Annotated in this window: 15 protein-coding genes; 3 read left to right on the top strand and 12 right to left on the bottom strand. The window is 67.3% G+C overall.

Translation table 11 applies throughout. The annotated features are described in order from the left end of the window. The first annotated feature begins 233 nt into the window (after window positions 1-233). Both ACMGRF_RS04120 and ACMGRF_RS04115 read left to right on the top strand, forming a co-directional pair. On the top strand, window positions 234-1,793 hold the full coding sequence (locus ACMGRF_RS04120; protein WP_414485905.1) for a catalase: 1,560 nt from the start codon (window positions 234-236) through the stop codon (window positions 1,791-1,793). Between the two features lie 104 nt (window positions 1,794-1,897). Next, window positions 1,898-2,500, top strand: coding sequence for a DUF937 domain-containing protein (locus tag ACMGRF_RS04115; RefSeq protein WP_049417355.1), 603 nt, complete (start codon window positions 1,898-1,900; stop codon window positions 2,498-2,500). A gap of 38 nt (window positions 2,501-2,538) precedes the next feature. Here the strand turns inward: ACMGRF_RS04115 and ACMGRF_RS04110 are convergent, their stop codons facing one another. Continuing rightward, window positions 2,539-2,946: an RNA-binding S4 domain-containing protein gene (locus ACMGRF_RS04110; protein WP_049417354.1), complete on the bottom strand. Its 408-nt coding sequence runs from the start codon at window positions 2,944-2,946 to the stop codon at window positions 2,539-2,541. A 9-nt stretch (window positions 2,947-2,955) separates the two neighbouring features. Continuing rightward, window positions 2,956-3,195: a hypothetical protein gene (locus ACMGRF_RS04105; RefSeq protein WP_005412658.1), complete on the bottom strand. Its 240-nt coding sequence runs from the start codon at window positions 3,193-3,195 to the stop codon at window positions 2,956-2,958. 62 nt (window positions 3,196-3,257) lie between these two features. On the opposite strand from ACMGRF_RS04105, the gene ACMGRF_RS04100 reads away from it, so the two are divergent. After that, a complete protein-coding gene (locus ACMGRF_RS04100; protein ID WP_049417353.1) occupies window positions 3,258-4,718 on the top strand; it encodes an MATE family efflux transporter in 1,461 nt (486 codons plus the stop codon). Between the two features lie 117 nt (window positions 4,719-4,835). Here the strand turns inward: ACMGRF_RS04100 and ACMGRF_RS04095 are convergent, their stop codons facing one another. The 10 genes from ACMGRF_RS04095 to ffh form a co-directional block, all read right to left on the bottom strand. Then, window positions 4,836-5,243, bottom strand: a complete 408-nt coding sequence (locus ACMGRF_RS04095) for a DUF1801 domain-containing protein (RefSeq protein WP_049417351.1) — start codon at window positions 5,241-5,243, stop codon at window positions 4,836-4,838. 38 nt (window positions 5,244-5,281) lie between these two features. Beyond that, window positions 5,282-5,716: a DUF1801 domain-containing protein gene (locus ACMGRF_RS04090; RefSeq protein WP_049417349.1), complete on the bottom strand. Its 435-nt coding sequence runs from the start codon at window positions 5,714-5,716 to the stop codon at window positions 5,282-5,284. A gap of 78 nt (window positions 5,717-5,794) precedes the next feature. After that, a complete protein-coding gene (locus ACMGRF_RS04085) occupies window positions 5,795-6,175 on the bottom strand; it encodes a DUF6404 family protein (RefSeq protein WP_049417408.1) in 381 nt (126 codons plus the stop codon). An 82-nt stretch (window positions 6,176-6,257) separates the two neighbouring features. Beyond that, window positions 6,258-6,659 (bottom strand): 50S ribosomal protein L19, encoded by a 402-nt coding sequence (gene rplS, locus ACMGRF_RS04080; RefSeq protein ID WP_005415736.1) that lies wholly within the window; start codon window positions 6,657-6,659, stop codon window positions 6,258-6,260. 154 nt (window positions 6,660-6,813) lie between these two features. Further along, window positions 6,814-7,572 carry a tRNA (guanosine(37)-N1)-methyltransferase TrmD gene (gene trmD / locus ACMGRF_RS04075; RefSeq protein ID WP_049417407.1) on the bottom strand — a complete coding sequence of 253 codons (759 nt, stop codon included), beginning with the start codon at window positions 7,570-7,572 and terminating at the stop codon, window positions 6,814-6,816. 8 nt (window positions 7,573-7,580) lie between these two features. After that, a complete protein-coding gene (gene rimM / locus ACMGRF_RS04070) occupies window positions 7,581-8,093 on the bottom strand; it encodes a ribosome maturation factor RimM (RefSeq protein WP_414485656.1) in 513 nt (170 codons plus the stop codon). A 44-nt stretch (window positions 8,094-8,137) separates the two neighbouring features. Continuing rightward, entirely contained in the window at window positions 8,138-8,398 is a 261-nt protein-coding gene (rpsP, locus tag ACMGRF_RS04065; protein ID WP_005415733.1) for a 30S ribosomal protein S16, read from the bottom strand. 49 nt (window positions 8,399-8,447) lie between these two features. Next, the gene (locus tag ACMGRF_RS04060; RefSeq protein ID WP_180879683.1) at window positions 8,448-9,299 is read right to left on the bottom strand and encodes an aminotransferase class IV family protein; all 852 of its coding nucleotides are present in this window, start codon (window positions 9,297-9,299) and stop codon (window positions 8,448-8,450) included. Continuing rightward, entirely contained in the window at window positions 9,296-10,372 is a 1,077-nt protein-coding gene (locus ACMGRF_RS04055; RefSeq protein ID WP_099494779.1) for an NAD(P)H-dependent flavin oxidoreductase, read from the bottom strand. Before ACMGRF_RS04055 ends, ACMGRF_RS04060 begins: the two co-directional genes overlap by 4 nt. Window positions 10,373-10,518: 146 nt before the next feature. After that, the gene (gene ffh / locus ACMGRF_RS04050; RefSeq protein WP_005408591.1) at window positions 10,519-11,895 is read right to left on the bottom strand and encodes a signal recognition particle protein; all 1,377 of its coding nucleotides are present in this window, start codon (window positions 11,893-11,895) and stop codon (window positions 10,519-10,521) included. Between the last annotated feature and the right edge of the window lie 7 nt (window positions 11,896-11,902).

The following is an 11,902-nucleotide window of genomic DNA, read 5'->3' as shown; positions in this document are numbered from 1 at the left end:
CTGTCCGAAAGGCCCTGTAAATCCGATTCTTCGTTTCAATTGACAGAAACTATCAGCCTGAACGGATCATTCGATTATTCATTTCATCTGGCCCTAGCTAAAGTCGAGTGAAGATGTTCCACCCCCGTCTTCACCCGCAGGAGCCAGCCATGAGCCAGTCCGATAACAACAGTCCCAAGTGCCCGTATCACACCGCTCCGTCGCCGGCAGAAGGCGCCCAGCAGCAGCGTGAACTGAGCACCACGCCGAAGCAGAAGCACGGCGACGATCCGGTCACGCCGATGACCACGGCCTTCGGCGCACCGGTGGTGGACAACCAGAACAGCAGGACCGCTGGCCCGCGCGGCCCGCTGCTGATGGAAGACGTGTGGCTGCTGGAAAAGCTGGCCAACCTCAACCGCGAGATCATTCCCGAGCGCCGCATGCACGCCAAGGGCTCGGGCGCGTTCGGTACCTTCACCGTCACCCACGACATCACCCGGTACACGCGCGCCAAGCTGTTCGAGAAGGTCGGCAAGCAGACCGAGATGTTCGCCCGCTTCACCACGGTGGCCGGCGAGCGTGGCGCCGCCGACGCCGAGCGTGACATCCGCGGCTTCGCCCTGAAGTTCTACACCGAAGAAGGCAACTGGGACCTGGTCGGCAACAACACGCCGGTGTTCTTCCTGCGCGACCCGCGCAAGTTCGCCGACCTCAACAAGGCAGTCAAGCGCGACCCGCATACCAACCTGCGCAGCGCACGCAACAACTGGGACTTCTGGACGCTGCTGCCCGAAGCCCTGCTGCAGGTGACCGTGGTGATGAGCGACCGCGGCATTCCGCGCAGCTTCCGCCACATGCACGGTTTCGGCTCGCACACCTACAGCTTCACCAACGCCGACAGCGAGCGCTTCTGGGTGAAGTTCCACTTCGTCAGCCAGCAGGGCATCGAATCGCTGACCGACGCGCAGGCGCAGATCCTGGTCGGCCATGACCGCGAAAGCCACGGCCGCGACCTGTTCGCCGCGATCGAGAAGGGCGACTTCCCGAAGTGGAAGCTGTTCATCCAGGTCATGCCCGAGCTGGAGGCGGAAACCTACCGCATCCATCCGTTCGACCTGACCAAGGTATGGCCGAAGAGCGACTACCCGCTGATCGAAGTCGGCCAGTTCGAGCTGAACCGCAACCCGGTCAACTGGTACCAGGACGTGGAGCAGTCGGCGTTCGCACCGAGCAACCTGGTGCCGGGCATCGGCCCGTCGCCGGACAAGATGCTGCAGGCACGCCTGTTCGCCTATTCCGATGCGCAGCGTTATCGCCTGGGCGTGAACCACCACCAGATTCCGGTCAACGCCGCACGCTGCCCGGTGCACAGCAACCACCGCGATGGTGCGATGCGCGTGGATGGCAACTACGGCGGCCTGCCGCATTACGAACCGAACAGCTACGGCCAGTGGCAGGAACAGCCGCAGTACCGCGAACCGCCGATGAAGATCCGCGGCGACGCCGACTTCTGGAACTTCCGTGAGGACGACGCCGACTACTTCAGCCAGCCCGGCGCCCTGTTCCGCAGCTACAACCAGGCACAGAAGGACCGCCTGTTCGCCAACACCGCCCGCGCCCTGGGGGATGCACCGGACTTCATCAAGCAGCGCCACATCGACAACTGCAGCAAGGCCGACCCGGCCTACGGTGCCGGCGTCGCCGCGGCGCTGAAGGCGCTGGCCAGCCAGCCGTCGGATCCGTTCAAGGCGGCGCAGCCGGAAGCGGACTTCCCCACCGCGACCCCGGGCGCGGAAGACATCGAGCTCTGATCGCCCCCGTGTACGGCACGCCGCCTCCCTGTGAGGCGGCGTCGCCGTTTTAACGGTCCGCATCGTACCTTCGGCACGCCCCACCCCAACCAAGGATTCCGCAGATGAGCCTGACCGATGAACTTCTCGCCAAACTGCAGGGCGCTCCGCTGCAGCAGGTGTCGCAGCAGCTTGGCATCAGCGATACCCAGGCCTCCGGGGCAATCAGTGCCGCACTGCCGGTGCTGATGGGCGCGCTGGGCAACAACGCCTCGCAGCCACAGGGCGCACAGGCGCTGCTCGGCGCCCTGCAGAACAACCACAGCGGCCTGGACCTGGGCAGCGTGCTCGGCTCGGTACTGGGCGGCGGTGGCGGTGGTGCCGCCAGCGATGGCGCTGGCATCCTCGGCCACATCTTCGGCGGCAGCCAGCAGAAGGTCGAAACCGGGCTGGCCCAGGCGACCCAGCTCGACAGCAGCCGCACCAGCCAGCTGCTGCAGATCCTCGCACCGATCGTGATGGCCTTCCTCGCCCAGCGTCTCGGTGGCGGCCAGGCCGACGCCGGCTCGCTCAGCAAGGCGCTCGGCCAGGAAAAGCAGCAGGTGCAGCAGCAGGGCGGCATCGCCGGTGGCCTGCTCGGCAGCCTGCTGGACCAGGACGGTGACGGCCAGCTCGGCGTGGGCGATCTGCTGAAGATCGGCGGCAGCCTGCTCGGCGGCAAGCGCTGAGGTCTGCGGGCGCCGGACCCGGTCCGGCGCCGCATCATTTACAGCGCGTCGATATCGCCCAGCGCGCGGATCAACCGGCGTGCGCGCTTGTCCGGCTTGTGCTCCGGCGGCTGGAATCCATCGCGCGCGGCGATGCGCAGCGCACGCTGTTCGGCACGACGCGCCTTGGAGGCCTCGCTCTCGGCATACAGCTGCTGCGCCGTCGCTGCGGGCCCGCGCTGATCGCTCAGGCCGAGCACCTGGACCTCGAAATGCTCTTCACCACGGTCGACCTGAAGCTGCTCGCCCACGCGCACCGCGCGTGAGGATTTCGGACGCTGCCCGGCAACGCTGACCTTGCCGGTCTCGATCGCCTGCTTGGCCAGGCTGCGGGTCTTGAAGAAACGGGCCGCCCACAGCCAGATGTCCAGGCGGACACTGGGCGACAGCGGGGAAAGCTCGGTCATCGGCAGGGACTACTCCGTTCGCTTGTTCAGGGGACGCGGGTTGTCGGGGTCGGTGCGGCAGCCGCTGCCGCCGATCAACGTGGGTACGCCAGCAGACAGATCCTGGCGCTGGCTGCCGACCAGGCACTCGGGGCGGTCGGTCGGCCGCACCTGGGTATCGCCCAGCCGGTCACCCGTCGAACATGCGGCCAGCGCGGCGCCGATCAAGGCCAGCGCCAGCCTCCGCTTCACCTGCAGTCGTTGATGCATTGCCACATCCCGCATACCGGCTTGGTGCTAGTGTGCGCCTCCCGGGATTGGATCACCACTCCATGGCCAAAGCGCCGCTTGACCTGACCTCCGGCCCGATCGGGCGCAATCTCCTGTTGTTCTCCCTGCCGATCCTGGCGGGCAACATCGCGCAGTCGCTGAACGGTTCGGTGAACGCGGTCTGGGTCGGGCGCTTCCTGGGCGAGGCGGCACTGACCGCCACCGCGAACGCCAACAACATCATGTTCTTCCTGATCGGCTCGGTGTTCGGTTTCGGCATGGCCTCCACCATCCTGATCGGCCAGGCGATCGGCGCGCGCGACATCGCGCAGGCGCGTCGCGTGGTCGGCACCAGTGCCACCTTCTTCATCGGCCTGTCGGTGATCATCGCCCTCGCCGGCTGGTTCATGGCCCATCCGCTGCTGGCGGCGATGGGCACGCCGGCCGCTTCGCTGCCATTGGCCGAGGCCTACCTGCAGATCATCTTCCTGGCGATGCCGACGCTTTACGCGTTCGCCTTCCTCACCGCCGCGCTGCGCGGCGCCGGTGATTCGCGCACGCCATTCCGTTTCCTGATGGTGTCGGTGGCACTGGACATCGTGCTGAACCCGGTACTGATCTTCGGCATGGGGCCGTTCCCCGCGCTGGGTATCGCCGGCTCGGCGTGGGCCACGCTGGTCGCACAGACGCTGTCGCTGGCCGGCCTGCTGCTGTACATGCGGCACAAGCGCCATACCCTGTGGCTGGGCCGCGCCGACATGCGCCTGTTCAAGCTCGACATGACCATCCTCAAGGCGCTGGTGGTCAAGGGCGTACCGATGGGCCTGCAGATGGTGCTGATCTCGCTGTCGGTGATCCTGCTGATGACCATGGTCAACCAGTACGGGACCGACACCGGCGCGGGCTACGGTGCCGCCCTGCAACTGTGGAACTACCTGCAGATGCCAGCGATGGCGATCGGTGCAGCGTGCTCTTCGATGGCCGCACAGAACGTGGGTGCGCAGCGCTGGGATCGCGTGCGCGGCACCGCGCGCCAGGGCGTGCTGTTCAACTTCCTGCTGACCGGCGCGTTGATCCTGCCGCTGGTGGTGTTCGATCGCCAGCTGCTGGCGCTGTTCCTGCCACCGGCGAGCCAGGCGCTGGAGATCGCGCGCCACCTCAACCACGTAGTGATCGGTTCGTTCCTGTTCTTCGGCGTCAGCTTCGTGATCTCCGGCGTGGTGCGCTCGACGGGTGCGGTGATTCCGCCGCTGCTGATCCTGGCCGGCTCGCTGTGGGGCGTGCGCGTGCCGTTCGCCGAACTGCTGCAGCCGTACTGGGGCGCCAATGCGATCTGGTGGAGCTTCCCGGTCAGCTCGCTGGTGTCGATGCTGCTGTCGCTGGCGTACTACCGCTGGGGTGGCTGGCGCAAGGCGAAGATGATGGGCAAGCCCTCGCATGCCGAAGAACTGGCGACGCCGTCGGAGATTCCGGCCTGTCCGCCGTCGCCGGTGGCCGACCCGGATGCCGCGCCGCTGCGGTAGTGCCGGCCGCTGGCCGGCAACCTCACGGACCAACCCATGACACGGTAGTGCCGGCCGCTGGCCGGCAACCTCACACCTCTCCAGCAGCATCGCGCAACAGCCGGCCAGCGGCCGGCTCTACCGCTTCTTCTTCGCCGCGTTGAACGTCGCCGCCGCGCGCAGCAGCGCCTTGAACGCAGCGGCATCCGGCATCGCGCCTTCATGGATGTCGATCGCACGCCGCGTATTGCCCTCGAGGCTGGCGTTGAACAGGCCTTTGGGATCGGCCAGCGCCGCGCCATTGGCGAAGGTCAGTTTCACCGCCTGCTTGTAGGTCTCGCCGGTGCACAGGATGCCGTTGTGCTCCCACACCGGCGTACCCCGCCATTTCCAGGTTTCCTGCACGTCGGGCAGCGCTTCATGGATCAACGCACGCACGCGTGCCAGTGTTTCACCGCGCCAGTCTGCCAGCTCGGCGATGCGTGCATCGATCAGTTCGGCCGCCGGTGTTCCGGCATCGGCCGGGTTGGGGGCATGCGTGGCCATCAGGAGTTCTCGTCGGGAAAGGAATGAGAAGGTCGGGGTTACATGCGCTCGCCGGGCAACGCGGCGGCCTGGCGCACCCAGTCGAGGAACTGCGCCTCATCCCGCAGGCCGTCCTGCGGGATGTGCAGGTAACGCGTATCGGCGCTCCTGGACGGCTCGGGCGGCACTGGCACCAGTGCCGTGCCGCGGAAGAACGCCACCTTGATGTAGCGGGCGAAGCAATGGAAGCTGAGAAACCACCCTTCGCCCGGCGCAACCGCATACATCGGCGAGTTCCACTTCACCGCCTTGTGCACGCCAGGTACGGCCTGCTCGATCAATGCATCCAGTCGCGCGCCGATCGGACGCTTCCAGTCCGGCATGGCGGCGATGTATGCCTGCACCGGAGCATCGCCCTCGCCCTTGGCGATCTGCGGGTTGCCACCGGACAGCAGCGTGGGCGCAGTGGAAGGTGCGGTTCGCTTGGCAGGCATCGCACGATACGTCCATCGGGATGAAGCTGCAGCCTAGCGCAGGCACGCCGGGTGGTCACGGCGCAGTGCGCCATCGGCTCAGTCCGCCTGCCGTGCGCGGAACCGGCGCCAGTCCGGCAGCTTGCGGTGGCGTCGCAGCGAGCGCATCAGCGCTGCCATCACGATGCCGAACAGCGCGCCAGCCAACAGACCGGCCACCAGCAACAGCGCCAGCGGGCGCTCGCTGCCCTGCCACAGCATCAGCCACATCAGCGCGGTCCAGAACAGCCCGAACAGCAGGCCCTGCACCAGCGCATTGGTACCAAAACCAGCCAGGATCGGTGGTGGCAGCGCGATGCCCGCGCGCCACAGCAGGCGGTGCAGCAACGGCGCCGACTGCACGCGCGCCAGCCCCTTGCCGTCGAGAAAGCGCAGCGCCGACTGGATCACGGCGGGATAGCGCGGGTTGATGTCGTTCATCAGCTGATCGTGGCCGATGCGATGCCGGAAACGCAAACGGCCACCCGAAGGTGGCCGTCGCGGCAACAACCGAAGTTGTTTATCAGGCCTTGTCGGCCAGACGGGCAGCCTTGGCGGCAGCAGCGGCAGCCAGGTCTTCCTTGATGCGGGCAGCCTTGCCTTCCAGGCCACGCAGGTAGTACAGCTTGCCGGCGCGGACCTTACCACGACGCTTCACTTCGACCGAGTCGATGATGGCGCTGTGGGTCTGGAAAACGCGCTCGACGCCATAGCCGTGCGAGATCTTGCGGACGGTGAACGAGGAGTTCAGGCCGGCGTTCTTGGTGGCGATGACGACGCCTTCGTAGGCCTGCACGCGCTCGCGGCTGCCTTCCTTCACCTTCACGTTGACGACAACGGTGTCGCCCTGGCTGAACTTCGGCAGTTCACGGGTGATCTGGGCGGATTCGAATTCCGCGACGATGGACTTGTTCAGCTTGCTCATGGGTTACACCGATTCTTGTTCGGGTGGGCGTGTCGTATCGACAACGTGGGCTCATGCAGTCACCGAACTGTGCTGCACGTTTGTTTTGGGTACTGCGCGCGCCAACCGGGGCTGGCGGGAATTGGCCATGATAGCCGATAAAGCCAGCCCTGCGCTAGGGGCTGGCCTTGGATTTCTGCGCCTGGCGGCCCTGCTCCAGCAGTTTGCGGTCGGCCTTGCCCAGTGCCTGTTCATCCAGCAGGTCCGGGCGCCGCTGGGCGGTCCGGAGCAGCGATTGCTGGCGGCGCCAGGCGGCGATGGCCGCGTGGTTGCCCGAGCGCAGCACCTCCGGCACGTCACCCAGCGGATGCTGGGCCGGCTGGCTGTAATGCGGGCAGTCGAGCAGGCCGAGGTCGCCCTCGAAGCTGTCCTGCGCCGCCGATTCGGCGTCGTTCAGGGCACCGTCCTGCAGGCGGGCCACCGCGTCGATGATCACCGCCGCGCCCAGTTCACCCCCGGACAGCACGTAGTCGCCGAGGGAGATCTCCTGGTCGACATTGGCCTCCAGGAAACGCTCGTCGATGCCCTCGTAGCGGCCGCAGAGCAGGACCACGCGCGGCAGCGCCGCCAGTTCCCGCACCTTGGCCTGGGTCAGCGGCGCCCCCTGCGGGCTGAGGTAGATCACCCGCGCTGGGGTCGGATCGGCCTCACGGATCGCCTGCAGGCAGGCCTGCAGCGGCTCGATCAGCATCACCATGCCCGGGCCACCACCGAACGGACGGTCGTCCACCCGGCGGTAGTTGCCTTCGGCGTAGTCACGGGGGTTCCAGCCATGCAGGCTGAACAGTCCCTTCTCCTGCGCACGCCCGACCACGCCCAGTCCAGCGGACTGGGCGAGGAACTCGGGAAACAGGGTGATGACGTCGAAACGCATGCTCACACTCAGAACTCGGGGTCCCAGTCGACCACGATCAGGTTGGCCTCGAAATCGACCGATTTGACGAAGTCCGGCTGCACGAACGGAATCATCCGCTCGCGGTCACCGCGGACCACCACCACATCGTTGGCGCCGGTGCTGAACAGATGCGAGACCTGGCCCAGGGCAACGCCCTCGGTGGTCTTCACGTCCAGGCCTTCCAGGTCCACCCAGTAATACTCATCGGGCTTCGGCGGCGGCAGGGCACTGCGGGCCAGGTAGATCTCGGTGCCGCGCATCGCTTCGACCACATCGCGATCCTCGACCCCGGGAAAACGGGCCACCAGGTGCTTGCCGCTGTCGCGGCCACGCACACCTTCAATCGTGGTTTCCACGCCGGACGGGCTGCGCACGATCCACGGCTGGTAACGGAAAATGGCGGATCGTGGCTCGGTCCAGGACTCGAGCTTGATCTCGCCGCGCACACCAAAAGCGCCGACAACCCTGCCCAGCAGGATGCGGCGCTCGATATCTTTCATCTGCTTCAACCAAGAGGGCCACGCCGAAGCGTGGCCCGTCAGGATCAGGCCGCAGCGGCCTGGGACTTGGTCGCTTCCTTGATCAGGTTGCGGACCTTGTCGGTCGGCTGGGCGCCGTTCTTGACCCAATGGTCAACGCGGGCCAGGTCCAGCTCGATGCGCTTCTCGGCGCCCTGGGCGACCGGGTTGTAGAAGCCAACGCGCTCGATGTTGCGGCCGTCGCGCGCGCTGCGCACGTCGGTGACGATGATGTGGTAGAACGGACGCTTCTTGGCGCCGCCGCGGGTCAGTCGAATCTTGACCATGGTGTTTTTCCTATTGCCCAGTCGCCAGGATGGCGAGGTAAGCGGGCGATTATAGCGGCAGATCGCGGCCGGGCCAACCCCGGGGGGGGCAGATCGCTTCTGTGCCGCAAAAGGGATCTGCCCCCAATCCCTGCCAGGCCACCGCCGCCAGCACCGCCCTGCCCTGTTCAGCCAGCGCCTGGGAGCCGGCCAGGACATGCCCGTCAATGGCCTCCAGCGCCCACAGGCCGCTGGCGTTGCAGGCAAAGGCGGCCTTCACACCGGCCAGATCCGCCAGTTGCAGAGGCTGCGTGGCCTGCGGGCCCGGCCAGTGCCGCTTCAGCAGTGCCTCGGCCGTCCCGCGCAGGGCCGGCGCCTGTGGCCAGAGCAGCCGCTCACCATCGTGCACGGCCAGATTCCAGGTGCTGCCTTCACTCACTTCGCCATCAGCGGTCACGAACAGCACGTCGTCGAATCCTTGCGCCATCGCCGCGCGCCGCTCAGCGAACAGGCCAAACGTGCCCACATGCTTGATCTGCGGCATTTCGCGCTGCCAGGCCACGCTGCGCACGCGCTTGGGCGCGGCCAGGGCCACCGGTGCGGACACCGCCACCAGCACGTCCACCGGCACCGCCGCCAGCGGATTGCGGAAATCGAAGCGGCGCGAGTACACGGTCACCCGCAGCGAGGCATCGGCCTGCCCTGACTGCTGCAATGCCTGCGCCATCCATGCCTGCACCTGCACCGTGTCCAGTTCGCTGCCGAACAGTTCGCGCGTAGCCTGTGACAGCCGCGCCAGATGCAGGTCCAAGCCCTGCACGGCGTGATCGCGCACCTGCAGCGAAGTGAAGTGGCCATAGTTCACCAGCGCCGGCAGCAGGTCTTCCACCTGTGCCGGCAGGCCGTTGCAGGTCAGCGTCATCGCAGCAATGCCTGCGCCTGCTCCCACATGCCGCGCAGCACGTCGGCGGCCGGCTGCGCCGGCGCCATCCACGCCGACTGCCCGGCCCAGGCCTGCATCGCAGCCAGACGATTTTCCTGCGCCGCCTGCCTGCGCATCGGGGCTGTCAGGCCGCGCTGCACCGGGTACGGACGCGGCGCAGGCGCCCCATCTGCGGCGGCGGCGCGCACATACGCGGTGGCCAGGCCACGGCCCAGGCGACCACTGAAGGCGCGGGTCGGCCAGGTATCTTCCGGTTCGCTGGCGGCCAGCCCATCGGCCCACGCCGAAGCGATCGCCGCTTCCGGCGTGCGCAGGAAGGCGGTGCCGATCTGGACGGCGCTTGCCCCCAGGGTGAGTGCGGCAGCAATGCCACGACCATCGGCGATGCCACCGGCAGCGATCACCGGAATCTGCAGGTGATCGGCCAGGCGCGGCAACAGCGCGAACAGCCCGACCAGCTGGCGCTCGGCCATCGCCGGATCGAACGCGCCGCGGTGGCCACCGGCCTCGGCGCCCTGTGCCACCACCGCATCGGCACCAGCGTCCTGTGCCGCGCGCGCTTCGGACAAAGTGGTGGCACAGGCGATCCAGGCGATGCCGGCGTCCTTCAGCTGCTGCACGTGATGCGGCAACAGCACGCCCATGATGGTCGACGCCACCGCAGGACGCGCCGCCAGCAGCGCGGCGAACTGTTCTTCGAAGTCGGCGGGCGTGGCGTCGGCGGCGCTGGCCGGCACGTCCGGGCCCCACTGCGCGAGGAAAGCGCGGCTGGCGGCCTCGGCGGCCACATCACGGGTCGGCGCAGGATCGGGCACCCACAGGTTCACCTGGGCCGGGCCGGTCGAAGCGGCGCGGAATTCGTCCATCCAGCGACCGATATCGGCCGAAGAGGACAACACCGCGCCCATCGCGCCCATGCTGCCGGCGTTGGCCAGCGCGGCCGACAACGGCACCGGACAGGCACCGGCCATCGGTGCCAGCAGGATCGGAACGGATACGCCAAAGCGCCGGCAGAACGCCTCGACGCGGGAAGTTACAGCGGAACTCTGCATGACGGCCCATCGTTTCGGACAGGCCACCATGGTGCGCGCGGGACAGGGGTGGCGTCGAGCCCGTTGCCCGACCGCCTGCTGCGGCGCTTGCGCCGCCGCCCGAGCGTGGGCCCGGGCGCTACATCACACTGCGACCGGGGCCGTCATCAACGGAACGGCATGCCACGGCCGCCCATGGCACCCATCATGCCCTTCATGCTGCGCAACATGCCCTTCATGCCACCGCCGGCCATCTTGCTCATCATCTTTTCCATCTGCATGTACTGCTTCATCAGCTTGTTGACGTCAGCCGGCGTCACGCCCGAGCCCTTGGCGATGCGCGCGCGGCGCGAGCCGTTGAGCAGGTTCGGGTTGCGCCGTTCCTTCTTGGTCATCGAGCTGATGATGGCGATCATGCGCGGCACTTCCTTGCCCTGGCTGACCTGCTGCTTCAGATGGTCGGGGATGTTGCCCAGGCCCGGCAGCTTGTCCATCAGGCCGCCGATGCCGCCCATGTTCTGCATCTGCTCGAGCTGGTCACGCATGTCGTTCAGGTCGAATTTCTTGCCCTTGGCGACCTTCTCGGCCAGCTTGGCGGCCTTGTCCTTGTCGACCTGCTGCTCGACCTGCTCGACCAGCGACAGCACGTCGCCCATGTCGAGGATGCGGCTGGCGATACGGTCCGGGTGGAACACGTCCAGGCCTTCCGGCTTTTCGCTGACGCCGACAAACTTGATCGGCTTGCCGGTGATGTAGCGCACGCTCAGTGCGGCACCGCCACGGGCGTCACCGTCGGTCTTGGTCAGCACCACGCCAGTCAGCGGCAGGGCGTCGCCGAAGGCCTTGGCGGTATTGGCCGCGTCCTGGCCGGTCATGGCGTCGACCACGAACAGGGTTTCGGCCGGGTTCACCGCCGCGTGCAGGGCCTTGATCTCGGCCATCATCGCTTCGTCGATGGCCAGGCGGCCGGCGGTATCGACCAGCAGCACGTCGACGAACGACTTGCGTGCATCGTCGATGGCGGCGCGGACGATGGCCTCCGGCTTCTGGTCGGCGCTGGACGGGAAGAACAGCACGCCCACCTGCTCGGCCAGGGTCTTCAGCTGCTCGATCGCGGCCGGACGGTAGACGTCGGCCGAGACCACCATCACCTTCTTCTTGCGCTTTTCCTTCAGGTGCTTGGCCAGCTTGCCCACCGTGGTGGTCTTGCCGGCGCCCTGCAGGCCCGCCATCAGGATGATGGCCGGGGCGGGCACGTTGAGGTTCAGGTCGCTGGCTTCGGCGCCCATCACCGCGGTCAGCTCGTCGCGCACGACCTTGATCAGGGCCTGGCCCGGGGTCAGCGACTTCAGCACTTCCTGGCCGACCGCTCGTACCTTGATGCGCTCGATCAGGGCCTGCACCACCGGCAGCGCAACGTCGGCTTCGAGCAGCGCGATGCGCACTTCGCGGGTCGCCTCGCGGATGTTCTCCTCGGTCAGGCGGCCACGGCCACGCAGGCGCTCGATGGTGCCGGAAAGGCGCTGGGTCAGGGACTCGAACATGCGGCGC

The sequence above is a fragment of the Stenotrophomonas sp. EMP41 genome, from assembly GCF_047495535.1.
Lineage (GTDB): Bacteria > Pseudomonadota > Gammaproteobacteria > Xanthomonadales > Xanthomonadaceae > Stenotrophomonas > Stenotrophomonas sepilia.
This window is presented reverse-complemented; position numbering and strand designations above follow the sequence as displayed.

Excerpts from the sequence above, each read along its gene's own strand:
- rpsP (WP_005415733.1), bottom strand. The coding sequence starts at position 8,398 with ATGGTCAAGATTCGACTGACCCGCGGCGGCGCCAAGAAGCGTCCGTTC.
- ACMGRF_RS04105 (WP_005412658.1), bottom strand. The coding sequence starts at position 3,195 with ATGCATCAACGACTGCAGGTGAAGCGGAGGCTGGCGCTGGCCTTGATC.
- ACMGRF_RS04090 (WP_049417349.1), bottom strand. The coding sequence starts at position 5,716 with ATGCCTGCCAAGCGAACCGCACCTTCCACTGCGCCCACGCTGCTGTCC.
- ffh (WP_005408591.1), bottom strand. The coding sequence starts at position 11,895 with ATGTTCGAGTCCCTGACCCAGCGCCTTTCCGGCACCATCGAGCGCCTG.
- rplS (WP_005415736.1), bottom strand. The coding sequence starts at position 6,659 with ATGAGCAAGCTGAACAAGTCCATCGTCGCGGAATTCGAATCCGCCCAG.
- ACMGRF_RS04110 (WP_049417354.1), bottom strand. The coding sequence starts at position 2,946 with ATGACCGAGCTTTCCCCGCTGTCGCCCAGTGTCCGCCTGGACATCTGG.
- ACMGRF_RS04115 (WP_049417355.1), top strand. The coding sequence starts at position 1,898 with ATGAGCCTGACCGATGAACTTCTCGCCAAACTGCAGGGCGCTCCGCTG.
- trmD (WP_049417407.1), bottom strand. The coding sequence starts at position 7,572 with ATGCGTTTCGACGTCATCACCCTGTTTCCCGAGTTCCTCGCCCAGTCC.
- ACMGRF_RS04095 (WP_049417351.1), bottom strand. The coding sequence starts at position 5,243 with ATGGCCACGCATGCCCCCAACCCGGCCGATGCCGGAACACCGGCGGCC.
- ACMGRF_RS04060 (WP_180879683.1), bottom strand. The coding sequence starts at position 9,299 with ATGACGCTGACCTGCAACGGCCTGCCGGCACAGGTGGAAGACCTGCTG.
- ACMGRF_RS04085 (WP_049417408.1), bottom strand. The coding sequence starts at position 6,175 with ATGAACGACATCAACCCGCGCTATCCCGCCGTGATCCAGTCGGCGCTG.
- rimM (WP_414485656.1), bottom strand. The coding sequence starts at position 8,093 with ATGAAAGATATCGAGCGCCGCATCCTGCTGGGCAGGGTTGTCGGCGCT.
- ACMGRF_RS04100 (WP_049417353.1), top strand. The coding sequence starts at position 3,258 with ATGGCCAAAGCGCCGCTTGACCTGACCTCCGGCCCGATCGGGCGCAAT.
- ACMGRF_RS04055 (WP_099494779.1), bottom strand. The coding sequence starts at position 10,372 with ATGCAGAGTTCCGCTGTAACTTCCCGCGTCGAGGCGTTCTGCCGGCGC.